This is a genomic window from Pseudomonas sp. NPDC087612 (genome assembly GCF_044743505.1).
Taxonomy (GTDB): domain Bacteria; phylum Pseudomonadota; class Gammaproteobacteria; order Pseudomonadales; family Pseudomonadaceae; genus Aquipseudomonas.
Window position 1 is genome coordinate 41595 of sequence record NZ_JBIUWO010000009.1, and the last position, 25248, is coordinate 66842.

Below are 25248 nucleotides of genomic sequence, written 5' to 3' on the forward strand. Positions count from 1 at the left end.
CCTGGTGCTCCTCCCCTCCTCCACTTCAGGCAAACAGCCCCCTTCGGTGTTTTTTTTACTGCCTGCTACGCTTTCCTCAGCACCTTAGAGGAATCGACATGACCGCCCTCCCCGATGATCCGACACCCGCATTGCTCAGCCGCTTGAATCAAAACATCAATGCTTTGGGCGCTGCTATTGAGGAAATCGGCATTTGGATCGACCAGCGAGGCTCTACGGAGACATACAATCGTGTCAGTGAGCACCTTGAAGTGCTGTCAGAAAACAGCGATGCCATCGCCGAGTTATTGATCGACCTGATTGCCAGGTGGAAACCGGAAGAACCCGGAGATCCAGAGGACTGAGATAGCTGGCGAACCGTCATGATTAAGCTACTCCTCAACCAGCTGAAGGATCGGCGCCCCATGTGGGAAAGCGGCCCGCCTTGTGTAGGCTTTTTCGTTGCTTCACAAATTTTTCACCTCTCCGATGGCATGGTGAAGCCTCATCCGTAAATATTTAGCCCGCCCTCCCCTGCGGGCTTTTCTTTGCCCGCTTGTGCGAGCTAGATTTAGTCACCTCGCCTTCGGCGAACATAAGCAATGCTGCGTTGGCCTGACGCACCATCGCAGTCCACTCTGTTGTGCTTACCAAACCAGAATGCTGAAGCCGCTCGGCGACGGCCAGAGCTTGATCATATTCTGGCTCGCGCAAGTAACCCGCCCTAAGGTACTTCGCCGTCCAGTCAAGAATAACCAGGTTCTGATGTTTTCCCTCCATCCCAAAGCCCCCGAGCCCCACAATGCTAAAGGGCGGCGAGATTACATAAAGTCCTCAGCGCGAGATATTCGAACACCATACCGTTCATCCGGTTTTCTCTATAGAAAGCACTAATACTAAAGTCTTATTGTAAGGATAAGTTTCCCTTACAAAAAGGCGACATAAACTTACACCAAAAACCCTCGCGGGCTTCTTATTTGCCTGAGCAAAATCTATGTGCCCTGCCCCAAGCCCTCTACTGCACTGGCATAACGTTCAGTTGCTTCGTAAGCGTTCCGAGAACACACATTGCGAATCCCAGCATTCAGGTGGCCAGTGCCGACTGCTTAAGCGGTCGACTTCACCGGAAATGCTGGGCTCACTGTGCGCCAACGAACTTCTTGAAGTCGTTAGGCTTTTACATACACCCATGCCGTCAACCCGGAGACAAGCCCCACTGCAACACGCTTGTAGTCGGAAACCTCGTAGGCATCCGCTGCACGTAGCTCTTGTGGGGTTATCTGGAAGACCATGCCTGGAACAGTCTCCTCAGGGTTTGCACTAGGGATGACAATTGGATGGTGTGTTTTCCCGCTAGTGGCAAGCACCTCCGGGTCAGTAATTTCAACGTAGGACTCTTTGTAACCGGCCATGTGATCCGGCTGCCCTGCTAGCTCTCGGCCAAAGTTGGCGACCTGAACGGCCTTGTCCTGCAAGGTGCCATAAGAAAACAGCAAAATTTTAAAATCCTGATGCAACGTCATATTTCTTCCTTTCGGTTATCCATCACAAAGGCAAAACGTCCGCTTGGTTAGGACGCTAAATCCGGCGCCCAGCAGTGTGGCAGAAGCAGGCTTATATCAGTCGCACGGTGTGTCGGCGAGCTGTTTCAGCTCTGCCTCGATAGCTTCAAGGTCTGTATCGAGCAGGTCATCCAGCAAGCTGCCCTGAGCCGGGCTAATTTGCTCGCTGCGCTTGGCAAACTTGTGGCGTTTGAGAAGGGCGATTTCGTAGGTCAGCTGTTCAATGACGGTTTCATCGTTCCGGATCTTTTTGCTCATCGCCTCGACTTGGGACTGTAATTGCAACGCCTGTGCCGCCAAGGCACAAAGCTATTCCGGGGTCATCTGGTCGAGATTGGACGAGAAAGTCATGCCGCCGATTGTGCCAGAGCAGGCACGAAACGACGACACGCAGACCGGCCAAATGGCCGGCGGTTAGAGCACGCTGATCACACCGCCTGAGCCGACTCGCTGCCACGGCAGGCCCAGTACCAACGCCTGGAGTTGTTCGCTGTCGAGTTCGACCTCACAGCTATGGCGAATGCCGGGCCAGTGAAACTTGCCTTGATTCAGGCGCCGCGCGGCAAGCCAGACGCCCACGCCATCGTGCACCAGCACCTTCATCCGGTTCGCCCGGCGATTGGCGAACAGATAAGCGCAGTGCGGCTTCGCCGCACCGAACACCGCGATCACCCGGGCTAGTGCGGTTTCGGTTCCGGCGCGCATATCCATCGGCTCGGTGGCCAGCCAGATCGCATCGATGCGGATCATTGGGCCACAGCCCGGATAAATTGCGCGCAGCCCTCAGGATCTGAGGCTGGCCATTTCACCGTGATCAATTGTCCGGCGATGGGCAGTTCGATGACCACTGAGGCTTCGGCTGGTCGTTTGGGTGCGGCTTTCAACGGGACGAATGCCGGCAGCGAGGTTGTAGCGGGTTGACCTCGATAGAGCGGCATCCATTTGCGGATGACGTTGGCATTGATGCCGTGGCTGATGGCGACACTGGACACAGTTGCGCCAGGTTGCAGGCATTCCTGAACGACCTGGGCTTTGAACGGTTTGGGATAAGAGCTTCGTTGGCGCATGGAAATCCTGACGATTAAGGGTAATCGCGTCCGCTTAAAAATACGCGGACACCATCGCCCTTATTGCTGGAGTTCGGAAGGTGAGTTCACCGGACGCTTACGTTGCTTCCAGATCAGCGCATTCTTCTCTTCAGCACCGCTGAGCCCTTGATGCTGAAGCTTGCTAGCCATGCTCACCAGCTCATCGTAATGCTCAGCTGCACCCATACGAGTTTCCGGCGAGGTGAATAGCTCGCGCTGGGCCATAAGTGCTTTTTCCCTGTCATCCCACTTCATGACCATCTCCAGTACCTATTTCTCGGTAGAGATAGCGCCCCCTCCCTACAAGGTTCAGTGAAATGGAACGAGGCCGCGATCGAGCGGGCATTTTTATGCATTTCATAAATTATTACCAAACGGTATTGACCAATATTATTACCGTACGGTAATTTTACCTCGACGCCGGATCACCACCGGCCAGCAACGAAGGCAGCGATGGACAGGCCTCAACAGTCCAGAGGGTTGGCAACTGACCCAGGCGTGCAGCGTAAAGCGCCAAGAACAGTTATCCGGCGGACCAGGGTCGCGGTCGGAGAAACAACGAGCGATGTAAGTCCAGGCTGCCGCCAGTAGCGAGCCTGGGCACTGACCAATCAGTCGCCTCGTGTACGAGGTGATGGAAAGCGTCACTAAATCGGTTGGGAAGGGACATAAACAGTCTCCTTTCCCGCAAGCGTGACCGATTTCACTGGCTGGCCTTGGCGACAGGGCCAGACGGGAAATCAACCGCCCTGGAGGGCAGAAAGATGAGCGAGTTTGCAAAGCTCTTCGAGTTTGAAGATCTCGGCCAGGTATTGGTCAAGCTGGACGACGGTGATGACGGCGCCGAGGTCCGGATCTACTTCGTGCCGAAAGGGCTCGGCGTCTGCTCCGTTGCGATGACCTTCAAGGCTGATGGCCAGGCGGATCAGTTGGGCAAGGCTGAGAAGGCTTTCACCCTAGTCGACAGGGAAAAGGCTCACGCCCTGGTGACCGATACCCTCAGGACCATTCCATCAGGGCTATCGGCAACCTGACTCCCTGACAGCCGGAAAGACGGCCCGATCACCTGGTCTTCCCCAGCACCAGGCTGTATCGGTAGAGCTCTTCCTGGTCCTATTCAAGGGTTCAGGGCGACAGTGCAGGAAGAGCTCTACCAATGCAGCCCAACGGAAATTAATTGCGATGGTAAAGTCATTCAAACAGATGATCAAGGACGGCGAGGTTCGTCGAGCCGATGCGATGAAGGTCAAGCTTGAAGACCTTCATGAGGAACCTGGCTTTAACCTTCGTACTGAAGGTACGGCCCTCGAAACCAGTATTGAGTTGCTTGCCGAGTTCATTGCCGAAGGCGGCCAGATACCGCCGCTTGAGGTGCGCCCGCGGGCTGATGGCGGAGTCTGGGTTGTTGACGGTCACCGTCGTCGCCGAGCGCTCCTAAAGCTAGATGCAGCAGGACGCTTGCCCAGGACACCGAACAAGGACAACCCTGATGTTCTCGAAGCCTGGGTATCCGTTATTGCCTTCGAAGGCAGCGATGCCGATCGGGTTGCACGGATTATCTCCAGCCAAGAAAACGAGAAGCTCTCCCCTCTTGAATTGGCTGAAGGCTACAAGCGACTTCGGGCCTTCGGCTGGACCAGCGATCAAATTGCGAAGAAGGTCGGCAAGACGCGTCAGCACGTTGAGCAGGTCATCACTGTTGGCAATGCAAACACAGACGTACAGACCTTGATTGCAGCAGGACAGGTCTCGGCAACCACTGCAGTTCACGCAGTTCGCCAACACGGCGACGCTGCTGGGCAGGTGTTGAGCTCGGAGCTTGAGAAAGCCCAAGCCAACGGCAAGAAGAAGGTAACCGCAGGAACCATCAAAGGGCCTTCCGTTCCGAAGGCTCGTCTCGAAGCCGTTCATACAGCCTCAAGCAATTTGATTGCAGCGCTCGGTCAGATAGACGAACAGGCCGACACCATTCCGCTGTCCACCGACCTGGTAATCAAATTGCGTGCAGCTCTAGACGGGGCTCAGCTCAGGTAATTCATCATGGAAACGATCACCAGCGGCTCATGGAAGGGCTTCCTTGGGCGCGGCCTGGCTCCGCGTGAATTGGAATGCCTGCTGGCCGTGGCCCAGGGTATGACCGCAAAAGAGATTGCCCGCTTAGTCGACATAGCCCCTGGCACCGTTGTGAAACGGTTGAGCGCGGCCATGTACAAGCTCGGCGTTCAAAGGCGCACCGCCCTAGTCGCCGAGGCAATGAAGCGCCAAATCATCAGCCCGATGTGCATCCTACTGGCCGGCTTGATGGCCATGCATGCAGTCATCGGCGACACCGACCCGATGCGCCGCGACCGCCGTGTGCCAGAGCGCCGCATTGCCCAAGTCCGAATCATCCGCAAGGCCGAATCCTTCGACCTGCACGCCTGACACCCACTCCGAGGAGCTCACCATGCACCCAGCCATGCAGCAGCGCGTGGACGGCCTGGCCGCCCTGCGCGAACGCACCATCCTGGCCACCGCTGACTTCTACGCCAAGATCGGCCTTCCCGCTCCAGCGACTGAGCCGCGGTACAAGGCCGTAGCCAAGGGCAAGGCGTGGCACATCGTCGACGTGGAGACCGGCAAGACGCGCTGTTTCTGCTTCACCTACAAGGCGGCCCTGCGGTTTGTTGATGCTCTGGAGGCAGCTGCGACGCGCAAGCTGGTGGGGCGGCAATGATCGGCGACCCTATCCCCAATAAGCGCCAGCAGGTGCTGGATCAGCTCAGCGCCAGCATTGACCAGTTCTTTGCGGGTGGCGGGCAGCCAACCGAATTGCCCGCCCTCGAGTACCGCCCTCGCCGGCCGCACCACAGCAGCCATAACACCGAGGGCGACTCAACCGCCCGGGCTGCAGCCATCCAGAAGCGCCAACTGGTAGAGCGCGCTCGTGAGGCGGCGAAGACCATGACCCTCGACGAAGCCTATCGCTCCCTCAGCATCAGTCGCACGGAGCTGCACCGCTTGGCCAAGGAAGCAGGAATCTTCTTCCAGAGCTGCGACAAAGAGCGCCGGCGGCGCGAAGTTGCCCGCCAGGCCAAGGCCGAAGAAAAGGCCAAGCTGGTCGAGCTGATCAAGGCGAACAGCGGCATTGGCCTGAGTCGGAACTTCGTCGCCAAGAAGCTCGGCATCAGCAACCACTACCTGGTGCGTCTAGCCGAAGAGAACGGCATTGACTTTCCGCGTTACTGAGGGCTGCTTTCCAGCAGAGTTACCTAAAGGCAATTGGAGAGAATCTGCTTCTAAAGAAGTCGAGAGCTGGATTGCTCGGCATGTAACGAAACAAACCATACTTTTCGCACAGAGGCTTCAATTTACACCCCTCCGAAGTAAGACTGTAAAGCATTATCGCCCTCAACTCCCCGGACGTTAAAGTCGAAGCATATATGTCAGCGTACACCTGCGAATCATTTTGCGCGAGCGGAGCAAACGATGTAACAGCTGCAGCATACTTCAAATTAAACCCATTAAAACCCTTAGAATCCCCATAGCTATCTATGTAAGTCATAACCCTCAGAACCGTACGAAGATACGGGCTCAGCAGCCCTTTAGCGCTTTTGTAAAAATCCTCAGAAAAGTCACTCGTTCTCTTAGCAATTACGGCCTGAGAATCCCCTACAACGCAGTTCGCTCTAAATAGCTGGTAGTCATATACAATAGCCTCTATGGCAGCCACGCCAGACTTTTCAGCTCCTGCATCGCTAACCTCGATTCTAGATGAAATTTTCGAGCACAGCTCTAGAAGATTAAAAAATCCAGACTCGAAATTTTGTCTTTCGAAAAGCTTACTTTGCTCTTTTTGGATTGCCTCAACAGCCTTTGCCTCCACTCTTGCCGCTGCAGCTTCCTGCCTCGCTGCTTTTAATTGAAGGCTTTGCGACTTCAAGCTGGCTAGAACTGCCGCCAAAGCTAAAAAACTTAGCATTGGGTTCAGCATGCCTCCGACAAAGTCCCCAAACTGCCCCCAATAAGGTGCACTTTCAATATTAGTTGCAGAAATATACGGTATATTTACACCAATAAAAAAGTGCACAACAAGCGCACCAAATATCACAAAAATCAGAGCTGTGGCAACCCAAAAAACCCAGCCCACTGAGGATGAAGATTCCTGCGAAATATCATCAACTCCAGTCAAGTCGCTAAGGCTGGACATTTGCTAGTTCCTATTCGTTTCAAAAGTATCGATTGTACTTAAATTGCCACCATGCCGCATCCGGCCACGGAGGGCGGCGCATGCATGGAGAAAGCCATGAGCCAGTTCTACCTGCAGGACAGCCGCAGCCATGTCGGCGACGGCATGATGTTCTGGGCGAAGGAAGGCCGCGGCTACGTGACTAACCTGGATCATGCCGAGCTGTTCACCTTTGAGGAGGCGTGCCGCCACCGCGACACCGATATCCCTTGGCCGAAGGAGTATATCGACGCCAGGGCGCATTTCGGTGTCGACTGTCAGCTGATGGATGACGATCGGCGCGTCGCTGGGCTCCAAGCCGGCGCCCATGTCTACGTGCACGTGCCAGGCGACTGGAACGGGAACGATGTCTACTGGGTCAGCGAGCAACGCGGAAAGGTGACCGAGAACCTACAGCAGGCCCTCAGCATGGATCTGGAAAACGCCCAGTTCACGTATGCCAATCACGCCGGCCAGGGCACGCGAGTTTTCTGGCCAGCAGCCTACATCAAGGAGATTCGCCGGCGCCTGGTGCATCGCCAGAACGTCGACCACAAGCTTGCCCTGCGCGTGGCAGGCGTGAAGATGCCCAGGCCTCCAAAGGTCGCCAAGCGCCGCGAGCCGATGCTCAACTGCTGCGGCTGCGGACGCTTCATCAGCTGGGATGGCCGGTTCCTGAATGACTGCCGCAACTGTGGCGCGAACAACTGCCCCTGACCCTCCGGCGTTGCCCGCCAGCGACCTAGGGTATCAGTCCTGCTCAGTCAGCTCGCAAACGCCATTGGCGCCACCTTTACCGGTATAAGAAACACTCGGTGAACCATCCGGGTTGACCATGAGCGAGATAGTTACCCCGCTGCCCTTGGCCTCAAAATAGGTGTCGCTGAATTTCTTCAGCTTTGCCTCTTTGCCATTGATGTAGATCGGACCGCCTTCATCGGCATGCACCTCAATGCTTCCTGGGCAGATTGCATTCACCAGCGGAATGCCTGCATTGGCAAAACCTGCCACGGAAACCAGCAAAGCGCCCAGCAATAGTTGCTTCATCGAATCACCTCCAAGTTCAGCCAGGTGCTGAAGCATCAGAAATAGCCCACTTCAACGAATCACGCCACCCCGGCGAGGACGAACAATGCCCATCACCTACGGAAGCGTCTGCAGCGGCATTGAAGCCGCGACCGTGGCCTGGCACCCACTGGGCTGGCAGGCCGCCTGGTACGCCGAGATCGAGCCATTCCCCTGCGCGGTACTGGCTCACCACTACCCGAACACGCCGAATCACGGCGACATGACCCGACTGGCCGCCATGGTGCTGGCCGGCAAGATCCCAGCGCCTGACGCCCTGGTCGGCGGCACGCCCTGCCAGGCCTTCAGTGTGGCCGGTATGCGCGAAGGTCTTGCCGATCCCCGCGGCGCCCTAACCATCAAATACGTGGAGCTCCTTGATGCAATTGACCATGTTCGAACCCTGCGAGGTGAGCCAGAGGCCGTCTGCGTCTGGGAAAACGTCCCCGGTGTCCTCTCCGACAAAGGCAACGCGTTTGGCTGCTTCCTCGGCGCCCTGGTGGGCGAATCCGAAGAACTCCAGCCGCCAGGGGGTAAATGGAAGGACGCTGGTTGTGTGTATGGACCCACGCGAACAGTCGCATGGCGGATTCTGGATGCCCAATATTTCGGCTTGGCCCAACGACGCCGCCGTGTGTTCGTTGTCGCAAGTGCTCGAGCAGGGTTCGATCCCCTCGAAGTACTTTTTGAGCGCGAAGGCGTGCGCCGGGATACTCCGCCGCGCCGAAGCGAGGGGCAAGGACCTGCCTCAACAATTACGCGAAGCTTTAGCGGGAATGGCGGCATTCCAGCTGGAAACGACTGCCAGCCTCGCAACCTGATTTTTGGTGGCGGTGCCAACTGCCGGCAGACTGATGTGGCCACCGCTCTCAGCGCCCACCCTGGTGGTACACGGATGGATGCAGAAACCGAGACCTTTGTAGTTGCGGGCACCCTAAGCTCTAGGACCACTGCCGGTGGAGGGCTGGGCACAGACTTCGAGACCGCAGGCGGCCTTCAAGTGGTGACAGGGACACTACAAGCCAACGGCAAAGCCGCAGGCAGTGCTACCCAACAAGATGCCGAGAGCGGGATGCTGGTTATTCACGGCACCCAAGATCCCTGCACCCTAAGGGACCAGGCCCACACTTTGGGTAGAAACAGTGGGCAAGAAAATGCGGTGTTCGACCCAAACCAGATCACCAGCCCCGCAAACCGCAGCATTCCGGAGCCTGGTCTTTGCCATACCCTGCCGGCGGCGAGCAAAGCGCCTATCGCCTTCAGTTGCAAGAACCATGGCTCAGACGCTGGCCAGATCGCTCCAACCCTTAGGGCCATGGGCCATGGCGGCAGCCACCCCAACGCCGGCGGTCAGGTCGCGGTATGCATCACTGGCAAGATCACGCACACGCTGAAGGCCGAGGGCTTTGACGCTAGCGAAGATGGTACCGGCCGCGGACAGCCAACGGTCCAAGGGGGAGCTGGTGTTCGCCGCCTGACCCCGCGCGAGTGCGAATGGCTCCAGGGCTTCCCGAGCGACCACACGCAGATTCCTTATCGCGGCAAACCCGCAGAGGACTGCCCAGACGGCCCACGCTACAAGGCGATCGGCAACAGCAAGGCCGTGTTAGTCGTCCGGTGGATCGGGCTCCGGATTCAACGGCAGCTCACTTCTAGCGCTGTCTAAATTTGTGGCAGATCGTTTTCTCGGTATATTTCAACTATTCGGTTCTCCTCACTGAGAAGCACCGTGATGCGGCCGGGTTCGTAGCTTTCAGGAAACTTGTCAGATTCCTTTACGAACCGGCACTTCTTGCCGATGAGGTCGGTGATCTGCATGGACTTCATCTTCGACCTTATAGGCCAAGGCGTCCAATCATCCCTGGAAATGCTCCAAGGCCATGGATGTGAATCGTCCCCCGGACCCTTCGCTTGTTTCATCACCAGCCCCTTCGTGATAACGAGCCACTCTTCCTCCTATTAGCAATAGTCGAACTGCTGCATAACCGCCAGCGAGGTATCCCCATGCCCACAGCAATCGATCTATTCGCCGGCCTCGGCGAATGGAGCACCGGCGCGCACGCCGCAGGCGTCCAGGTTCTCTGGGCGACCACCCATCAGCGAGTGATCGAAGCGTTTTTGCGAGCTGCATAGGATTACTGGTCGATATCGAGCCGTATCGAGAAGAGGCAGTTGTTGGCGCCATCCGGAATCACCAACTCCTCGCCGACTCGATAGATTGGCCCAACTAGGTCACCGCTCATTGCGTACAGACCGTTATCGATAATTTGAAAGCGCTGCACTCCCTGGTCATTAAGCACAGTGCCGTCAGGCTGTATCGGGCCAACCGCGGATGCGACAGGCCAATGACCTGCATAGAGCGTGTACCTGTGCGTCTTGAATCCCTCGAACATAACAAATGATCCATGGCCAAAAAATCAACTGTAACTGATACGAGTAGGTATCCCCATGCCCACAGAAAACCGATCCAGCAACACCGAAAAAATGGTCAGCGAGAACCAACGCGAATGGCTGAAGACCCTGGCTGACGCGATCCAGCATACAGATGGCAAGCCTATGCCAGTAGACCCGGTTGTGGCCGAATTGCTGCGCACCCTTCTCGCCCAACCAGCCGCCCAGCACTAGGGCGAGCCGGTGGCGTACTGGGTAATTGATGAGTTCGGGCAGAAGAAGGTTGTCTTGCCCGGGTCGGAAACCGTAGCAAGAGGAAAGGCCCGGGGTTACGCCATGCGACCGCTGTACTTCCACCCACCAACCTCCGATGGCTTCAGCGCCGGTGACATAGCCGACCAGGGTGCCAAGGCGTTCGCTGCGCGTGATCTGGAAGTTGAAGAGTTGCGCCGGGCGCTGGGCGGCATGCTCTTCGCCTTCGACGATGGCGTTGGCCAGGATTGGTCGCAGAGCCTGCTCGATTACGCCCGCAAACTGACATCAGCGGTCGAGTTCAAGCCGGCCGAATGAACAAGGAGCACATTTATACTCCACTCGACAGCAGTGGGGTGTTCAGGCTTTCAGGGCAAGCGGCTGCGAGTTGGCGACCCTCTGCTCAGCCATCCGCCGGGCCTTGTCAACGCCCCAGGCCAGTGCGCGAGTCATCGACTCGTTAGGCCTAGAGTTGAACGCCTCCTCGTAGATAGCCATGCCAGCGGAGCCGTACACGCCAATGAACATCTGGGTAACCCCAGTGCGCGAAAGTCTTACCTGAACATCGATGGACGTACCGTCCCCGAGAGCCTCTTCGTGGCTTTGAGAATGAAGAGCAGGATCGGCCCATCCCCAATATTTATCGCCTCTGGTTCGCATTTTGATTTCCTCTGTATCCCTTAATTAAGGCACACAAAACTTTAGTGCGATGCACCTTCGGGCAGTTGCACTGAACCATTTGGCTATCAAGCGGCATCCATACACCCCTCTATTGAACAGCCGCGATATGGCGGCAAGGAAGAAGTCATGCCTCAACAAAAGCAACAGGCCGCACCGAAGGCATGCACCTTCCAGCGCGGCACCTGGGAGTGTCGTGGTGACGGCTATCTGTGGGATGCGGATAGCGATGGCTGGGACCCCAGCGAAAAAGATAATCCCTGCCCATGCTGCAACACGCTCGAATACCTGGAGCGTGCAAAAGAAGAGGCTGAGAGCTGTAGCGCTTGGTCGAATGGGTATTCCTCAGGCACGGGCGAAGACATCTGGCTCAATTGCTTGAGCTGGGCGGAGGCGGCAAACCCTGAAGGGCTTCCGGCGATCCTCCAGCAGATCGGCCCGGTAGAAGCCCTGGTCAGTGATCCAGGGTCGCCCGACGGCTACTTTGTCCGCACCAACAACGCTGAGGTGCGCCCATGACCCGCCTCGCCCTCTGCCTCCTGCTGCTGGCCACCCTGGCCGGCTGCGACACGCGACCGGAAACGCCTCCGCAGGCCTTGGACGTGCTGCACGATGATGCCCGTGGCGTGACCTGCTGGCAGAGCAGCAGAAACTACGTATCTCTTTCGTGCCTTCCAGATTGGATGCTGCAAGGCCAGTTGCAGGCCGGCAACAAGCGCCAGCTCTCCCCGCACGAACAAGACACCCCTACCCCTGCAAAGGCGCCAGTGCGCTGGAATGAAGAGAGGTATGAGCTGTGAAGCTGACCGACAAACAGCAGGGTGTTCTCGATGCCCTTCGCGAGGTTTCCCGCGCAAACGTGCTCCGATACCGAAACAAAACGCCGTACCTCTATGAGCAAGACTGCAAAAAGCTTGCGCGCGGCGACCAAGCCTGCGCCTTCGGCCTGGGCGGGTTGAGCTACCAGGTGGGTGCCCGCCTCGACCTCTCCGCTGCATCTGTGCTCAGCACGTTCAAAGCCCTTGAGCGCAAAGGCCTTGTTCTGCGCGAAGCCAGCTACCCCGAGCATCACCGCCCGCGCTACTGGTGGCCGGTGGGTTTCGCTGCCGAGATGGCTGCCGAACTGCTTCCCGCTGAAGGACTGACACCATGATCCTCCTACCCATCGCCGCCCCGCTCTTCATGGCCTGGTTGATCGGGAGAGAGGGGCGTTTCGGACGCATTGGGTTCTGAGGCGGAGAGAGCTGCAACGAAGGCGCTCCAGGCCTCGAAGCTATCTCGGTGACGTTTGCATGACGCACCCCATATGGGGCCGCTCATTTCATTACTCGAGACCAGCCCCATCGCATACGACGTTTCCGCATCGAGCTGGATCAACAACTTATAGGCCTGTATGCGCCCATCGTCTTTTGTAGACATCACGCGAACTCACTTCTGACGTTCTGGGACATGGATTGCAGCATTATGCGCTATTAGTTCGACATCACCTCAACCTATCAATTCCCCCTCCCCACCTCTGCCGCCATGCGCGGCGTGGAGCCTATCCCATGGAAACCGAAATTCTCTCGGAGAAAGAACTGGCCGAGCTGACCGGCTACAAGGCTAGGGGTCACCAGCGCCGGTGGCTTAAGGAGCGCCACTGGCACTTCGTTGAGAGCCGCGGCGGCCGACCTCTGGTAGGTCGTCAGTATGCCCGCCATAAGCTTAGCGGCCTGGTAATCGACACGGTGCCGGTTACTGCGACACCTCCCCCGGCGCCGGCCTGGACCCCTGATTTTTCCCGAGTGAAGTGAAATGCGACCCAGAAGCATCGAAAACCGCGACTTGCCGCCAGGAGTGTACCGACGCAAGCGCACCAGAAAAAATGGAAGTGTGTGGGTCGGGTACTACTACCGCGACCAGACCGGAAAGGAAATCCCGCTCGGTACCGACCTGGTCAAGGCCAAGCTGAAATGGGCTGACCTTGAGGCCAAGGCCACGCCGGCTGAGCTCAAAGTTATGAAGGGCATCTTTGACGAGTACGAGAAGAAGATCATCCCCGGCAAGGCGGCGAGGACCCAGAAGGACAACATTTACGAGCTCAAGCAGCTGCGGGCCGTGTTCGACTCGGCACCCATCGATGCGATCACGCCAGCAATGATCGCCCAGTACCGCGATTCGCGGTCAGCCAAGACACGAGCAAACAGGGAGATAGCCCTGCTCTCGCACGTTTTCAACACCGCAAGGGAATGGGGACTCACCACCCGGGACAACCCGTGCCTGGGCGTGAGGAAGAACAAGGAAAAGCCGCGCGACTTCTACGCCAACGAATCTGTTTGGCAGGCCGTGTATGCGGAGGCTCCTGACGAGCTGAAGGATGCAATGGATCTGGCGTACTTGACCGGCCAGCGGCCGTCAGACGTGCTGTCTATGAGGAAGGACGACATGGAGGGGATCTACCTGCTGGTCAGCCAAGGCAAGACCGGCAAGCGATTGAGGATCGTCCTGGAAGCGGATGATCTGAAGAACAGCCTGGGGCTGCTGCTAGAGCGCATCATGCGGCGCACCAGCGAACATTTGTCGCCGTTCTTCATCGTGAACGAGCACGGTAAGCGGATGAGCTGGCCAATGTTGCGCAACCGGTGGGCGGACGCACGCGAGGCCGCAAGGGTGAAAGCAGAGCTGGAGAAGAAGGCTGACCTTGCCAATCGAATAGCCCAGTTCCAGTTCAGGGACATCCGACCGAAAGCGGCATCTGAGATCAACGATCTGAGCGATGCGAGCGTGCTGCTCGGCCACTCGAAAGAGGGAATCACCGAGCGCGTTTACCGTCGCGTCGGGGCCATCGCTAAGCCCTCCAAAGCCTGAAGTTTCGGAACTCCATGCCTTAAGTTTCGGAACTCTCGGCTTTTCCGACCCACAAAGAAAAACCCCGCAGACGTTAATCTGCGGGGCTTTCAATAATGGAGGCCGAGGTCGGAATCGAACCGGCGTAGACGGATTTGCAATCCGGAGCATAACCACTTTGCTACTCGGCCTCAAATGCCCGAGACCCTGAAACTGCGATCTCAAACATGTACAACTCTTTAAGGAAACAACTTGCTAAAACTGCTATCTCCTTGAAAACGCTAGGCTTTTTTCGTGCCTCGTTTTCGATGGACGCAATTATGTACTCATTCCCCTGCTCTGGCAACCCCTTGAATTCAAAAAGTTTTATTTTTTTCTTCGAGGGGCTTCGGGCGCCCTGCAGTGCGGGCTTTGCGCGCAAGTAACAGGGTGACAGCACAGGCGCCAAAGCGCGTTACTATACAGGCTCTACACACCATCCGCTGCCCAGATTGCTGCTTATGATGCAAACCGAACTGGACCTGTTCAACCCCGCCAGCCCCGCCGAGCCGCAATGGATCGGCAAGCAGGCCGTGGTGTTGCCCGGCTTTGCCCTGGCCTGGGTCGAGGCGCTGCTGCCTGAGTTGCGCAAGATCATCACCTGCGCGCCGTTTCGGCACATGGTCACCCCCGGTGGCCTGAACATGGCGGTAGGTTTGACCAACTGCGGGGCGCTGGGCTGGGTCAGTGATCGCCGCGGTTATCGCTACAGCCCGGTCGACCCACTCAGCCAGCAGCCCTGGCCAGCGCTGCCAGCGGCGTTGAGCGAGCTGGCAGCGCTGGCCGCTGCAGCCGCAGGCTTTGCCGATTTTCAGCCCGATGCCTGCCTGGTCAACTGCTACCAGCCGGGCAACCGCCTGAGCCTGCACCAGGACCGCAATGAACGCGATTACAGCCAGCCGATTGTTTCGGTGTCGCTGGGTTTGCCGGCGGTGTTCCAGTTCGGCGGCCACAGCCGCAGCGAAGCCACGCAGCGCATCGGCTTGCGCCATGGCGATGTGATGGTCTGGGGCGGCGCAGACCGCCTGCGCTTTCATGGCGTGCTGCCGCTCAAACCGGGCAGTCACCCTGTGCTGGGCAGCCGGCGGATCAACCTGACCTTGCGCAAGGCAGGCTAGGCAGCTCGAAATTGCGTAGCAAGCCCGCGCCTGCAGGCCTTGACCGTCGCTCCCTGGCCGCTCCATGCTCTAGCCCCCTTCCCCCGACTTTCAAGGAACGATTGCATGAAGCTGGAAACCCTGGCCATCCACGCGGGCTTCAGCCCCGACCCGAGCACCAAGGCCGTCGCGGTACCGATCTACCAGACCACCTCTTTTGCCTTCGACGACACCCAGCACGGTGCCGACCTGTTTGACCTGAAAGTCGCCGGCAACATCTATAGCCGGATCATGAACCCCACCAACGACGTGCTTGAACAGCGCATGGCGGCGCTGGAAGGCGGCGTCGGTGCGCTGGCCGTGGCCTCGGGCATGGCCGCGATCACCTACGCGATCCAGACCGTGGCCGAAGCCGGTGACAACATCGTCTCGGTGGCCAAGCTCTACGGCGGCACCTACAACCTGCTGGCCCATACCCTGCCGCGCTTCGGCATCCAGACCCGTTTTGCCGCCCACGACGACATCGCCGCCCTCGAAGCGCTGATCGACAGCCGCACCAAGGCAGTGTTCTGCGAGTCGATCGGCAACCCGGCCGGCAATATCGTCGACCTCCAGGCCCTGGCCGATGCCGCCCACCGCCATGGCGTACCGCTGATCGTCGACAACACCGTGGCCACGCCGATCCTCTGCCGGCCGTTCGAGCACGGCGCCGATATCGTCGTCCACTCGCTGACCAAGTACATCGGCGGCCACGGCACCAGCATCGGTGGCATCGTCATCGACTCGGGCAAGTTCCCCTGGGCCGACAACAAAGAGCGCTTCGCCCTGCTCAACACCCCCGACCCGTCCTACCACGGCGTGACCTACACCGAAGCCTTTGGCCCTGCGGCCTTTATCGGCCGCTGCCGGGTGGTGCCGCTGCGCAACACCGGCGCGGCGCTGTCGCCATTCAACGCTTTCCTCATTCTGCAAGGCCTGGAAACCCTGGCCCTGCGCATGGAGCGGCACACCGAGAACGCGCTTAAGGTCGCCCACTATCTGCAAGGCCATGAGCAGGTCGCTTGGGTGAAGTACGCCGGTCTGCCTGATCACCCTGAACATGGACTGGCCCAACGCTACACTGAAGGCAAGCCGGCTTCGATCCTGTCGTTCGGGATCAAGGGCGGCCAGGAGGCCGGTGCGCGCTTTATCGATGCGCTGCAGCTGGTGGTGCGCCTGGTCAATATCGGCGATGCCAAATCCCTGGCCTGCCACCCGGCCTCCACCACCCATCGCCAGCTCAACGATGAAGAACTCGAACGCGCCGGCGTGCCGCGGGACATGGTGCGCCTGTCGATCGGCATCGAACACAGCGATGACATCATTGCCGACCTGAGCCAGGCGCTGGAGGCCAGCCGCGGCTGATGCCATCCGGCGACATCAGCGCGGCCTGATGAGACTAGCGGGCGCAGCGGGGACTCAAGCGATCACCACCTGCGCCGCACTCAGGCTATCTGCCGACACCCCGACCAGGGTCACGCTATCGCTACCGAAGCTCAGCACCGCATCACTGCCCACCTGGCTCAGGTGCTGGCGAATGTCCGGTTGCGCCGTGCCACCTTCGACGCCGATGAACACCAGTCGGTCATTGGCGTCGAAGCCCTGCACCTGATCCTGGCCGAAGTGGCCGCTGAACAGGAAGGTGTCGCTGCCACCGCCCGATACCAGCACGTCATTGCCGGCGCCACCGACCAACACATCGTTGCCACGGCCACCTTGCAGATGGTCGTTGCCGTCCAGGCCAAACAGCCATTGGCCTTGCGCGCCCGCCTTGAGGCTGTCATTGCCTGGCGTACCGTTCTGGCTGGCGGCGTAGGCGTGAACCTTGCCGCTGCTCAGCAGCCCCGCCGGGTCGATCTGGTGGCTGACTTGCTTGCTGAAGAACAGCAGGCTCGATTCCTTGCTGACCAGGGTTTCGACCTGCTTGACCAGGCTAATGCCGCCGCTGCTGTCACGCAGGTACAGGGTGCCGTTGCCATCACGGGCGACATCAAATTTGTCCAGCGCCTGGCCGAGCTTCAAGGTGTCGTGGCCGGCGCCGCCGTCGATCAGGTTGTAGCCGCCATCGTCACGGAAAGTGTCGTTGCCGGCGCGCCCTTCCAGGTAATCATTGCCGCGCCCGCCATGAATCAGGTCGCCGGCGTCGGAGCCGATGATAAAGGTGCTGCCCTTGTGCGCTTCGGCGTTGCGGTTCAGGTCCTCGACCCAGGTCGAGCCACGGCGAACGTCGGACAGGTTGCTGACGACAATGGTCGAGTCCTTGGCCGTCCATTCATAGAATGCCGAGTCCAGCACCCGCCCCAGGCCGTCGCCGTAGGCGCTCGGCAAGTGCGAGAGCCAGGTGGCGATGTTGCCGATCGAGTACGGCAGCAGGTTCCAGGCATCGGAGGCATAGTGGTCGTTGAAGTTGACGATGTTGTCGGTGCTCGAAGGCTTGGCCGCATCGTGCACGCCGAAGGTTGCCCAGTCGGTTTTCGAGCCATTGAGCGCGCGGAACACCGGGTCGTTCTCGTAGCCGATGTTCAGCACCTTGCTGCTGTCGCTGGCCTGGGTGGGTGAGGCAAAGGCAACGTAGCGGGCGTCCTGATAGAACCCGCCCCAGGTGTCGTTGCTAAGCTCGGCCAGGCTGTTGACACCAAGGCCACCGAGGCTGTGGCCACTGACGGTGATGTCGCTGCCGCTCAGGCCGTTGGCCTGGGCGAACCGGGCGACATCATCGAACAGCCGGCCGAAGGCATTGGCGGCGTAGTTCTTGGCAAAGTCAGCCGGGCCAAAGGCCGCCATCAGGTCGTGGATGGCATCGCTGATGGTGTCGCCGATCAGGTTTTCCCGCGGCCCGCTGGTGCCGCGAAAGGCGATGCCCAGGCCGCTTAACTGGCCGGCGGCGTCGTACTTGCCAAGTATCTCGACCTGGGCACTGGTGTAACCGCGGGTTTCACCATGGAAGGTGCCACGAAAATCCGTAGTGCCCTGGTAACCCAGCTGGCTGGCGCTGATCGGCGTCCAGCCTGCCGCCTTTACCGCGGCCAGGGCCTGGGCTTCGGCGTCGGGGTTCCAGGGGATGCCAGGGATCGCGCCCTGGCTGTCGGTGCCGCCGATCAGCGCCTTGATCAAGGTGGCCGGTAAACCGAGGCCAAAACCGTGCTGCTGGTAGCCAACGGCAAAGCCGTTGTCGATGCCGTGGTAGGCATACAGAGTCAGCGCCATGGCGTCGCTGTAGAGGGCTTTGGAAGCGGCGCTGTCGAGGTGGCGGTAATCGAAAACAGGCATGGCTATACATCCTTGTGCAGGTGGCAGGTAACCCTGGCGACATCGTCCGTTGACACACCCGTGGGCAAACCCAAACGCTGCCACAGGGGCAATTGGCCCGTCCATGGCAACATCGATGGCAAGCTGGCCAAAAGCGCGGGGGATTCCTCGTCAGCACCGGCAATATCAAGCTGTATATCCATACAGATAAAACTTGCCACGCCCTTCAATCCTGCGCATCCTATGGCCCTCACCCACCATAGATCGAACGGCATGCGCCTGTTTCTCTGCGAAAAGCCTTCCCAGGCCAAAGACATCGCCAAGGTTCTCGGCGCCAACCGCCGTGGCGACGGCTGCTGGGTCGGCACCGAGGTTACCGTCACCTGGTGCATCGGCCACTTGCTCGAGACCGCTCCACCCGACAGCTACGACACGCGTTACAAGCGCTGGGTACTGGCCGACCTGCCGATCGTGCCCGAAAAGTGGAAAATGCTGGTCAAGCCCAAGACCGCCAGCCAGTTCAAGGCGGTCAAGCGCCTGCTCGGCGAGGCCCGCGAACTGGTGATCGCCACCGACGCCGACCGCGAAGGCGAGATGATCGCCCGCGAGCTGGTCGAGCATTGCCGCTACCGCGGGCCGATCAACCGCCTGTGGCTGTCGGCACTGGACGACGCCTCCATCCGCAAGGCCCTGGCGGCGCTCAAGCCCGGTAGCGAAACCTTCAGCCTCTACCATTCGGCCCTGGGCCGCTCGCGGGCCGACTGGCTGATCGGCATGAACATGAGCCGGCTGTTCACCCTGCTCGGTCGCCAGTCCGGCTATCAGGGCGTACTGCCGGTGGGTCGGGTGCAAACGCCGACCTTGCGCCTGGTGGTCGACCGCGACCGCAGCATCGCTGACTTCGTGCCGGTGGCCTACTGGGCCATCGACGTGCAGCTGCAAAGCGCCGGCGAGCAATTCGCCGCGCAGTGGCGCGCCGCCGAAGATGCCTGTGACGACCAGGGCCGCTGCCTGAACCCGGCCCTGGCCCGGCAGGCCGCCGCCGCCATCGGCGCGGCCAGCAGTGCGCGGGTGGTCAAAGTGGCCACCGAGCGCGTGCGCGAAGCCGCACCGCTGCCCTTCGACCTGGGTACCTTGCAGGAGCTGTGCTCGAAGAAGTTCGGCCTCGGCGCCCAGGAAACCCTCGACATCGCCCAGGCCCTGTACGAGACCCACAAGCTGATCACCTACCCGCGCAGCGACTGCGGCTACCTGCCGTTAAGCCAGCACAGCGAGGCGCCGGCCATTCTCGCCGCCTTGCAGCGCGCCGACGCCAGCCTTGCGCCGCTGCAGCCGCACCTGCAGGCCCAGCGCCGTTCACGGGCCTGGAACGATGCCAAGGTCAGTGCCCACCACGGCATCATCCCCACCGCCGCCGCCAGCGACCCGTCGCGCCTGCCGGGCAAACACAAGGCGGTCTACACCCTGATCCGCGCCCGCTACCTGGCGCAGTTTTTGCCCAACCACGAATACGACCGTACCCAGGCCGAGTTCGATTGCGCAGGCCAGGCGTTGCGCGCGGTGGGCAAGCAGATTGTCGAGCCGGGCTGGCGCCGCGCCCTACCCGAGGCCCTGACCCCGGCCAAAGGCCGTGAGGCGCCGGTGGCCCAGGTACTGCCGCTACTGCGCGAAGGCCAGGACTGCACGGTGGCCGCGGTCACCCTCAAGGACCTCTGGACCCAGCCGCCCAAGCCGTTCACCGAGGGCGACCTGATCAAGGCCATGAAGAACGTCGCCAAGCTGGTGGACGACCCGCGCCTCAAGCAAAAGCTCAAGGACACCACCGGCATCGGCACCGAGGCCACCCGTGCCGGAATCATCCAGGGCCTGCTCGATCGCGGTTACCTGGTCAAGAACGGCAAGGCCCTGAGCGCTACCCCGGCAGCCTTCAGCCTGATCGATGCGGTGCCGCGGGCAATTGCCGACCCAGGCACCACGGCGATCTGGGAGCAGGCGCTGGACATGGTGCAAAGCGGCGAAATGAGCCTTGAAGAGTTCGTCGCCAAGCAATCAGCGTGGATGAGCAAGCAGGTGGAGCGTTGTGCCGGCCTGCGCCTGACCATCAGCGGCCCGGCGACCCCGGCCGGGCGCGGTGGCACGCCGTGGAAGAAAAAGCGCAAGAGCAGCGCTGCGGCAGGCAAGCGAACGCGCAAGCCGAAGGCAAAAGCGCAGTGAGATTGCTGGCCTTGCCAGCGATGAGGCCATTACGGCCAACATCCTACCCCTGCTTGACCGCCTGCAAGGTATAACTCAACGGCAAGCGCCAGCGATCCTTGTCCAGCGACCACTCGCCGCCTTCGTCCTTGCTCATCTGCCCTGGCAGCGCCTCCCAGGGAATGCTGTCATGTTCTTCCAGTGCGGTAATCTGCAGCCCATGCTTGAGCAAGGCGCTGATGATCTCGCCCAGGCCATGGTTCCATTCGTGGGTTACCGTCTGCTCCAGCACCCCGTCGGTCTCGACATAGGTCTCGCCACTGTCCCACACCGTCGGCGCCTCGCGCTCGAAGTACGGGTACTCGATGACCAGCTTGTCCTGATGGTCCTCGTTCACCGCCAGCAGCATCGGATGGCCCTCGCGCAGAAACAGTCGGCCACCAGGCTTGAGCAAAGCCGCCACGGTACGCGCCCAGCGCTCGATGCTCGGCAGCCAGATCAGCGCGCCGATACCGGTGTACACCAGGTCGAAGGCCGCGGCTGGCAGCACCTGGTCGGCGGCATAGACATCCGCCTCGACATAGTCGATCCGCGCGGCACAACGCTGCGCCAGGGCCCGCGCCTGGGCCAAGGACTGTGCAGAAAAATCCAGCCCGCTGACCTCGGCGCCCAAGCGCGACAACGACAAGGTGTCGGTACCGATATGGCATTGCAGGTGCACCGCGCGCTGGCCGCGAATATCGCCCAGGCGCGGCAGGTCGAAACGCACCACTTCGGACAGGTGCGCGGGGTCGGCGACGAAGTTTTCCACTTCGTAGTCGCCGGAGGCGGCATGCAGCGGCGCACGCTCATCCCAGTTGCGACGGTTGAGTTCGATCGGGTCGGTCATCTTGGCGCTCCTTTGCAGCCGCAACCTTAGCGGCGTACCCAAGGCCTGGGCAAGTGCTGTATAAACCGCCCACACCCTCCTCAATCAAGGATGCATTGATGAAACTCGGATACACCATCGTCTACGTCCCCGATGTCGCCGCCTCGCTGGCTTTCTTCGAGCAGGCCTTCGGCTTGAGCCGGCGCTTTCTCCATGAGTCCGGCGACTATGGCGAACTGGACACCGGCGCCACCACCCTCGCCTTTGCGTCATTGGCCCTGGGCAATAGTCACTTTGCCGGCGGCGTGCTGGCGGCCAGCGAATCGACAAAGCCATTGGGTATGGAGATTGCCCTGGTTACCGACGACGTTGCCAGCGCCCATGCCCGCGCCGTGGCGGCGGGCGCGGTGGCGCTGAAGGCCCCCGAAGCCAAGCCCTGGGGGCAAACCCTGTCGTATGTACGCTGCCCCGATGGCACCCTGGTGGAGCTGTGCACGCCGGTTGGCATCTGATCGCAGCCGTTACAGCGCCAGGCTCAGGCTGACCATCAAGTTGCGCGGCTCCCCCGGCATGTTCCACACCGCGTTGTAGCCGCGCTCGTAGTACTTGCGATCGAACAGGTTGTTCAGGTTCAGGCCCACCGTGGCCTGTTCGCTGACTTTGTAATGGGCCAGCAGGTCGACCGTGCTGTAGCTGGGTAAACGAAAGCTGCTGCCGGCCTGGCCGGAACGCTCGCCGACGTAGTTGGCTGCAGCGCCAATGTCCGAGCCAAGCAATGGTCCGCTCTGAAACTCATACACCGCCATCAGGCTGCCGCTATGTTGCGGGATGCCCAGCAAGTCGCTGCCCTTGGGCAAGGCGGCATCGCCCTTGGTCACTTCGGCATCGATATAGGCATAGGCACCGATCACCCGCAGCGCTTCGCTCAACTGGCCGCTGAACTGCAGGTCGAGCCCCTGGCTGCGCGCCTTGCCGGCGGCGATGCTGTCGCCGAAGGCATCGGTGGTGATGACGTTTTCCTTGTCGATCTGGAACAGCGCGACAGTCGCCCCCAGGCGGCTGTCGAACAGGTCCAGCTTGAGCCCGGTTTCATAGCCCAGGCCCTTTTCCGGTTTGTAGATCTGGCCCTGGGTGCCGATGCTGTTGGGCTTGAACGAGGTCGAGGCATTGGCGAATACCCCGACTTCAGGTGTGAGCTGATACAGCAGACCCACGCGCGGGGTGGCGACGTCCTTTTCCTGAGTGTTGCTGACGCGCGTGGAGCGGTTCTGCGCGGTTTGTTCGATATGCTCCAGGCGCACGCCCACCAGAGCGCGCAAGCGCTCGGTAAAGGCGATCTGGTCCTGCAGGTTGAGCGCGTAGCTCTCGGTGCGCTCGAAAAAATCATTAGGGTTGATCAGCGCCGGTTTCGCCTGGCCATACACCGGGTTGTAGATGTCCAGGCCATAGCCGAGCGAAGTGGCGCTTTGCGGGTACTTCTGGCTGTTGCGGTAGTTCTCGTACTCAAGGCCCAGCAGGCTCTGGTGCTCCCAGCCGGCGAACTGGAACTGGCCATGCAGTTCGGCCTGGGTGATGTTGTCGTTCCACTCGAAATCGCGCTCGCGGTAGAAGCGGCTGATGCTGGTGCCGACCACTCGGGACGGTTCCGAGCTGTTGCCCTTGAGCCGGCCCTGGGTGTAGTGGTTGGCCAGGCGCAGCTTCCAGCTGTCGTTGAGGTGGTGCTCCAGGGTCAGGTCGAGGGTCTGGTTGTCGTTGCGGATGCGCCCGTCGTTGGGCTCGCCGAGAAAGGTCGAACGGCTGACCGAGCCCAGTTCGTTGTTGACCGCCGGGATGCCGCGATCGAACACCGACTCGGTACGCGAGAACTCGGTGTCGATCGACAGCAGGGTCTCGGGGCTCAACTGCCAGCTCAGCGACGGGCTGACAATGCGCCGTTCGCTACCGACGTAATCGCGAAAGCTGCCGTTGTCTTCGACCGCCATGTTGACCCGCGACAACACCCGGCCGTCTTCGCTGAGCGGCGTGTTGACATCCAGGCTGCTGCGGTAACGGTCCCAACTGCCGGCGCTGGCCTTGAACCGAGTGAAGGCTTCGGCTTGCGGACGCTTGGTGACGATGTTCACCAGCCCGCCGGGGTCGCCGCGCCCGTACAGACTGGCGGCCGGGCCCTTGAGCACTTCGATGCGCTCGATGTTGGAGGTGTCGGGGGCGCTGTAGCTGCCGCGGTTGACGGCAAAGCCGTTCTTGTACAGCTCGCCGGTGGTGAAGCCACGCACGCTGTAGTTGAGGAAGGTCAGGCCGCCGAAGTTGTTCTGCCGGCTGACCCCGCCGGCAAAATCCAGGGCGCGGTCGATGCGCGTGCTGTTGAGGTCCTCGAGCACCTGGCTGGGCACCACGGCGATACTTTGCGGGGTGTCGCGGATGTCAGTGTCGGTCTTGGTCGCGGTGCCCGAACGGGTTGCACGATAGCCCTGCACCGGGCCGCTCGCGCTTTCTTCATAGTGGCGTTCGTTGACGTTGAGGGCGTCGAGCAACACGGTATCGGCAGCGGCAGCTGGCAAAGCGAGCAGCGAGGCGGACAGGCCGAGGGATAACCTTCCTACGGGGTAGTTCATGAGGGCTCCTTAAAATTATGTAATAACATAACAATTTAAGAAGAAAGATAAAAGCAGCACAGCGCAAGCCCCTGTAGGAGCGGGCTTGCCCCGCGATCACCCCTCAACAGCTACGAATCACCGCCTGCAACACGGTCTTGAAGGACGCGATCTGCTCTTCGCTGAATTGCCCGAACACCTTGTCCTGCTGCTCGCGGGCGATGCTCCACAGGCCTTCGGTCTGGTCGTTACCGGCAATGGTCAGGCGCACATGCCCGGCCGCTTCGCTGTCGCACACCAGGCCCTTGCGCTTGAGGTTGGCCACTGCCTCGTCGATTTCCCGCGCCGGCATCGCCACTTCGCGCTGCAGGTCGGCAAGGTTCAGCCCGGCGTCGTTCTCCAGCACCATAAGCATCCGTGCCTCGCTGGTTCGCAGGCCGCTGGACAATTGCCGCGGCTGATAGCTGCCCTGGTAGGCGCGCAGGGCCTGGGTCATCAGGTAGTACAGGTTATGGCTCAGGCGCCCCTGGAAGTGGCTGCTCGGCGGCTGACCTTCTTCGCGGCGGGTCATGCGCGTGTGTGGCAGCACCATGGAATAGGCGCCCTGGTGATACAGCAACGGCGAGCGGCCGCAGTCATCGAAGGCCACCACCTTGCCGAGCATGATCCAGTGATCGCCACCGTCGAGTAGCTGCTGGGTTTCGCACTGAAAGCACGCCGAGCAATCGGCGAGGATCGGCGCCCCGCCCTCACCTGCCTGGTAGCTGATACCGGCAAAACGGTCATCCTTGGGCTTGGCGAAGTTGTTGGACAGGTCGATCTGGTCGGCGGCGAGGATGTTCACGGCAAAATGGCTGGCCGCCTCGAACACCGCCAGGCTGCTCGAGCGTTTGTCCAGGCTCCAGAGAATCAGCGGCGGGTCGAGGGATACCGAGTTGAAGCTGTTGGCAGTGACGCCGACCAGGTTGCCCTGGGCGTCGGCGGCAGTGACCACGGTGACGCCGGTGGCGAAGTTGCCCAGGGCACGGCGAAAGGCGCGGCTGTCGAAGGCCGATGCGGTTGCGGTAGACATGCAAGACTCCCCGGCTGCCGTGCGCGGCAGCCGTCATTGTTGTTATTGG

General features: G+C 60.3%; 32 protein-coding genes, 1 tRNA gene and 2 pseudogenes. 20 read left to right on the forward strand and 15 right to left on the reverse strand.

Annotated elements, in window-relative coordinates:
* The first annotated feature begins 98 nt into the window (after positions 1–98).
* Complete coding sequence (locus ACIOVF_RS19100) at positions 99–344, forward strand: hypothetical protein (protein ID WP_401291565.1); 246 nt, start codon at positions 99–101, stop codon at positions 342–344.
* A gap of 154 nt (positions 345–498) precedes the next feature.
* Here the strand turns inward: ACIOVF_RS19100 and ACIOVF_RS19105 are convergent, their stop codons facing one another.
* The 6 genes and pseudogenes from ACIOVF_RS19105 to ACIOVF_RS19130 form a co-directional block, all read right to left on the reverse strand.
* Positions 499–759, reverse strand: coding sequence for a hypothetical protein (locus tag ACIOVF_RS19105; protein WP_401291568.1), 261 nt, complete (start codon positions 757–759; stop codon positions 499–501).
* Positions 760–1148: 389 nt separating this feature from the next.
* A complete protein-coding gene (locus ACIOVF_RS19110) occupies positions 1149–1502 on the reverse strand; it encodes a gamma-glutamylcyclotransferase family protein (RefSeq protein WP_153351247.1) in 354 nt (117 codons plus the stop codon).
* Between the two features lie 117 nt (positions 1503–1619).
* A pseudogene (locus ACIOVF_RS19115) lies at positions 1620–1841 on the reverse strand (transposase); the annotation flags it as partial.
* Positions 1842–1955: 114 nt separating this feature from the next.
* Entirely contained in the window at positions 1956–2291 is a 336-nt protein-coding gene (gene tnpB / locus ACIOVF_RS19120) for an IS66 family insertion sequence element accessory protein TnpB (protein WP_401291571.1), read from the reverse strand.
* Entirely contained in the window at positions 2288–2608 is a 321-nt protein-coding gene (gene tnpA, locus ACIOVF_RS19125) for an IS66-like element accessory protein TnpA (protein WP_401291574.1), read from the reverse strand. The genes tnpB and tnpA overlap by 4 nt, the downstream gene beginning before the upstream one ends.
* Positions 2609–2668: 60 nt before the next feature.
* Positions 2669–2884: a hypothetical protein gene (locus ACIOVF_RS19130; RefSeq protein ID WP_401291577.1), complete on the reverse strand. Its 216-nt coding sequence runs from the start codon at positions 2882–2884 to the stop codon at positions 2669–2671.
* Between the two features lie 509 nt (positions 2885–3393).
* On the opposite strand from ACIOVF_RS19130, the gene ACIOVF_RS19135 reads away from it, so the two are divergent.
* The 5 genes from ACIOVF_RS19135 to ACIOVF_RS19155 all read left to right on the forward strand — a co-directional run bounded on the left by ACIOVF_RS19135 (position 3394) and on the right by ACIOVF_RS19155 (position 5857).
* Positions 3394–3663, forward strand: coding sequence for a hypothetical protein (locus ACIOVF_RS19135; RefSeq protein WP_401291581.1), 270 nt, complete (start codon positions 3394–3396; stop codon positions 3661–3663).
* A gap of 148 nt (positions 3664–3811) precedes the next feature.
* Positions 3812–4663, forward strand: a complete 852-nt coding sequence (locus ACIOVF_RS19140) for a ParB/RepB/Spo0J family partition protein (protein ID WP_401291584.1) — start codon at positions 3812–3814, stop codon at positions 4661–4663.
* 6 nt (positions 4664–4669) lie between these two features.
* Positions 4670–5053, forward strand: a complete 384-nt coding sequence (locus tag ACIOVF_RS19145; RefSeq protein ID WP_401291587.1) for a response regulator transcription factor — start codon at positions 4670–4672, stop codon at positions 5051–5053.
* A 22-nt stretch (positions 5054–5075) separates the two neighbouring features.
* Entirely contained in the window at positions 5076–5345 is a 270-nt protein-coding gene (locus ACIOVF_RS19150) for a hypothetical protein (RefSeq protein WP_401291590.1), read from the forward strand.
* Complete coding sequence (locus ACIOVF_RS19155) at positions 5342–5857, forward strand: hypothetical protein (protein WP_401291593.1); 516 nt, start codon at positions 5342–5344, stop codon at positions 5855–5857. The genes ACIOVF_RS19150 and ACIOVF_RS19155 overlap by 4 nt, the downstream gene beginning before the upstream one ends.
* A gap of 19 nt (positions 5858–5876) precedes the next feature.
* Here ACIOVF_RS19155 and ACIOVF_RS19160 read toward each other — a convergent pair whose 3' ends face one another.
* Positions 5877–6818: a putative phage abortive infection protein gene (locus tag ACIOVF_RS19160; protein ID WP_401291596.1), complete on the reverse strand. Its 942-nt coding sequence runs from the start codon at positions 6816–6818 to the stop codon at positions 5877–5879.
* 96 nt (positions 6819–6914) lie between these two features.
* Here ACIOVF_RS19160 and ACIOVF_RS19165 point away from each other — a divergent pair, with 96 nt between their 5' ends.
* Entirely contained in the window at positions 6915–7553 is a 639-nt protein-coding gene (locus ACIOVF_RS19165) for a hypothetical protein (protein WP_401291599.1), read from the forward strand.
* A 33-nt stretch (positions 7554–7586) separates the two neighbouring features.
* Here ACIOVF_RS19165 and ACIOVF_RS19170 read toward each other — a convergent pair whose 3' ends face one another.
* Complete coding sequence (locus ACIOVF_RS19170; protein ID WP_401291601.1) at positions 7587–7883, reverse strand: hypothetical protein; 297 nt, start codon at positions 7881–7883, stop codon at positions 7587–7589.
* Positions 7884–7968: 85 nt separating this feature from the next.
* Between ACIOVF_RS19170 and ACIOVF_RS19175 the strand changes: the two genes are divergently transcribed.
* Positions 7969–9567, forward strand: a complete 1599-nt coding sequence (locus ACIOVF_RS19175) for a DNA cytosine methyltransferase (RefSeq protein ID WP_401291604.1) — start codon at positions 7969–7971, stop codon at positions 9565–9567.
* On the opposite strand, the gene ACIOVF_RS19180 is transcribed toward ACIOVF_RS19175, so the two are convergent.
* Positions 9564–9719, reverse strand: a complete 156-nt coding sequence (locus ACIOVF_RS19180; protein WP_401291607.1) for a hypothetical protein — start codon at positions 9717–9719, stop codon at positions 9564–9566. The genes ACIOVF_RS19175 and ACIOVF_RS19180 overlap by 4 nt on opposite strands.
* A 186-nt stretch (positions 9720–9905) precedes the next feature.
* Here ACIOVF_RS19180 and ACIOVF_RS19185 point away from each other — a divergent pair.
* From ACIOVF_RS19185 to ACIOVF_RS19195, 3 genes and pseudogenes are all read left to right on the forward strand, one after another.
* Positions 9906–9998 (forward strand): annotated as a pseudogene (locus tag ACIOVF_RS19185) (DNA cytosine methyltransferase); the annotation flags it as partial.
* 351 nt (positions 9999–10349) lie between these two features.
* On the forward strand, positions 10350–10526 hold the full coding sequence (locus ACIOVF_RS19190; protein WP_401291610.1) for a hypothetical protein: 177 nt from the start codon (positions 10350–10352) through the stop codon (positions 10524–10526).
* A 102-nt stretch (positions 10527–10628) separates the two neighbouring features.
* Entirely contained in the window at positions 10629–10862 is a 234-nt protein-coding gene (locus tag ACIOVF_RS19195) for a hypothetical protein (protein WP_401291613.1), read from the forward strand.
* A gap of 42 nt (positions 10863–10904) precedes the next feature.
* On the opposite strand, the gene ACIOVF_RS19200 is transcribed toward ACIOVF_RS19195, so the two are convergent.
* A complete protein-coding gene (locus tag ACIOVF_RS19200) occupies positions 10905–11204 on the reverse strand; it encodes a hypothetical protein (RefSeq protein ID WP_401291616.1) in 300 nt (99 codons plus the stop codon).
* Positions 11205–11351: 147 nt separating this feature from the next.
* Here ACIOVF_RS19200 and ACIOVF_RS19205 point away from each other — a divergent pair, with 147 nt between their 5' ends.
* From ACIOVF_RS19205 to ACIOVF_RS19225, 5 genes are all read left to right on the forward strand, one after another.
* On the forward strand, positions 11352–11741 hold the full coding sequence (locus ACIOVF_RS19205; RefSeq protein WP_401291619.1) for a hypothetical protein: 390 nt from the start codon (positions 11352–11354) through the stop codon (positions 11739–11741).
* On the forward strand, positions 11738–12022 hold the full coding sequence (locus ACIOVF_RS19210; protein ID WP_401291621.1) for a hypothetical protein: 285 nt from the start codon (positions 11738–11740) through the stop codon (positions 12020–12022). Before ACIOVF_RS19205 ends, ACIOVF_RS19210 begins: the two co-directional genes overlap by 4 nt.
* On the forward strand, positions 12019–12375 hold the full coding sequence (locus tag ACIOVF_RS19215; RefSeq protein ID WP_401291624.1) for a hypothetical protein: 357 nt from the start codon (positions 12019–12021) through the stop codon (positions 12373–12375). The genes ACIOVF_RS19210 and ACIOVF_RS19215 overlap by 4 nt, the downstream gene beginning before the upstream one ends.
* Positions 12376–12769: 394 nt before the next feature.
* On the forward strand, positions 12770–13015 hold the full coding sequence (locus ACIOVF_RS19220; protein ID WP_401291627.1) for a DUF4224 domain-containing protein: 246 nt from the start codon (positions 12770–12772) through the stop codon (positions 13013–13015).
* 1 nt (position 13016) lies between these two features.
* Positions 13017–14069 carry a tyrosine-type recombinase/integrase gene (locus ACIOVF_RS19225; RefSeq protein WP_401291630.1) on the forward strand — a complete coding sequence of 351 codons (1053 nt, stop codon included), beginning with the start codon at positions 13017–13019 and terminating at the stop codon, positions 14067–14069.
* A gap of 96 nt (positions 14070–14165) precedes the next feature.
* On the opposite strand, the gene ACIOVF_RS19230 is transcribed toward ACIOVF_RS19225, so the two are convergent.
* Positions 14166–14239, reverse strand: a tRNA-Cys gene (locus tag ACIOVF_RS19230).
* A gap of 309 nt (positions 14240–14548) precedes the next feature.
* Here ACIOVF_RS19230 and alkB point away from each other — a divergent pair.
* Together alkB and ACIOVF_RS19240 are read left to right on the forward strand one after the other, a co-directional pair.
* Positions 14549–15205 carry a DNA oxidative demethylase AlkB gene (alkB, locus tag ACIOVF_RS19235; RefSeq protein WP_045196661.1) on the forward strand — a complete coding sequence of 219 codons (657 nt, stop codon included), beginning with the start codon at positions 14549–14551 and terminating at the stop codon, positions 15203–15205.
* 105 nt (positions 15206–15310) lie between these two features.
* The gene (locus ACIOVF_RS19240; protein ID WP_045196659.1) at positions 15311–16588 is read left to right on the forward strand and encodes a bifunctional O-acetylhomoserine aminocarboxypropyltransferase/cysteine synthase; all 1278 of its coding nucleotides are present in this window, start codon (positions 15311–15313) and stop codon (positions 16586–16588) included.
* A 54-nt stretch (positions 16589–16642) separates the two neighbouring features.
* Here the strand turns inward: ACIOVF_RS19240 and ACIOVF_RS19245 are convergent, their stop codons facing one another.
* Entirely contained in the window at positions 16643–18493 is a 1851-nt protein-coding gene (locus ACIOVF_RS19245) for a polyurethanase (protein ID WP_045196657.1), read from the reverse strand.
* A gap of 252 nt (positions 18494–18745) precedes the next feature.
* Here ACIOVF_RS19245 and ACIOVF_RS19250 point away from each other — a divergent pair, with 252 nt between their 5' ends.
* On the forward strand, positions 18746–20686 hold the full coding sequence (locus ACIOVF_RS19250) for a DNA topoisomerase III (RefSeq protein ID WP_401291634.1): 1941 nt from the start codon (positions 18746–18748) through the stop codon (positions 20684–20686).
* A 43-nt stretch (positions 20687–20729) separates the two neighbouring features.
* Here ACIOVF_RS19250 and ACIOVF_RS19255 read toward each other — a convergent pair whose 3' ends face one another.
* Positions 20730–21554 carry a class I SAM-dependent methyltransferase gene (locus ACIOVF_RS19255; protein ID WP_401291637.1) on the reverse strand — a complete coding sequence of 275 codons (825 nt, stop codon included), beginning with the start codon at positions 21552–21554 and terminating at the stop codon, positions 20730–20732.
* Positions 21555–21652: 98 nt separating this feature from the next.
* Here ACIOVF_RS19255 and ACIOVF_RS19260 point away from each other — a divergent pair, with 98 nt between their 5' ends.
* The gene (locus tag ACIOVF_RS19260; RefSeq protein ID WP_045196649.1) at positions 21653–22045 is read left to right on the forward strand and encodes a VOC family protein; all 393 of its coding nucleotides are present in this window, start codon (positions 21653–21655) and stop codon (positions 22043–22045) included.
* 9 nt (positions 22046–22054) lie between these two features.
* Here ACIOVF_RS19260 and ACIOVF_RS19265 read toward each other — a convergent pair whose 3' ends face one another.
* Together ACIOVF_RS19265 and ACIOVF_RS19270 are read right to left on the reverse strand one after the other, a co-directional pair.
* Entirely contained in the window at positions 22055–24148 is a 2094-nt protein-coding gene (locus ACIOVF_RS19265) for a TonB-dependent siderophore receptor (protein ID WP_401291640.1), read from the reverse strand.
* Positions 24149–24251: 103 nt separating this feature from the next.
* Entirely contained in the window at positions 24252–25199 is a 948-nt protein-coding gene (locus ACIOVF_RS19270) for a p-hydroxyphenylacetate 3-hydroxylase reductase component (RefSeq protein WP_401291643.1), read from the reverse strand.
* Positions 25200–25248 lie beyond the last annotated feature (49 nt).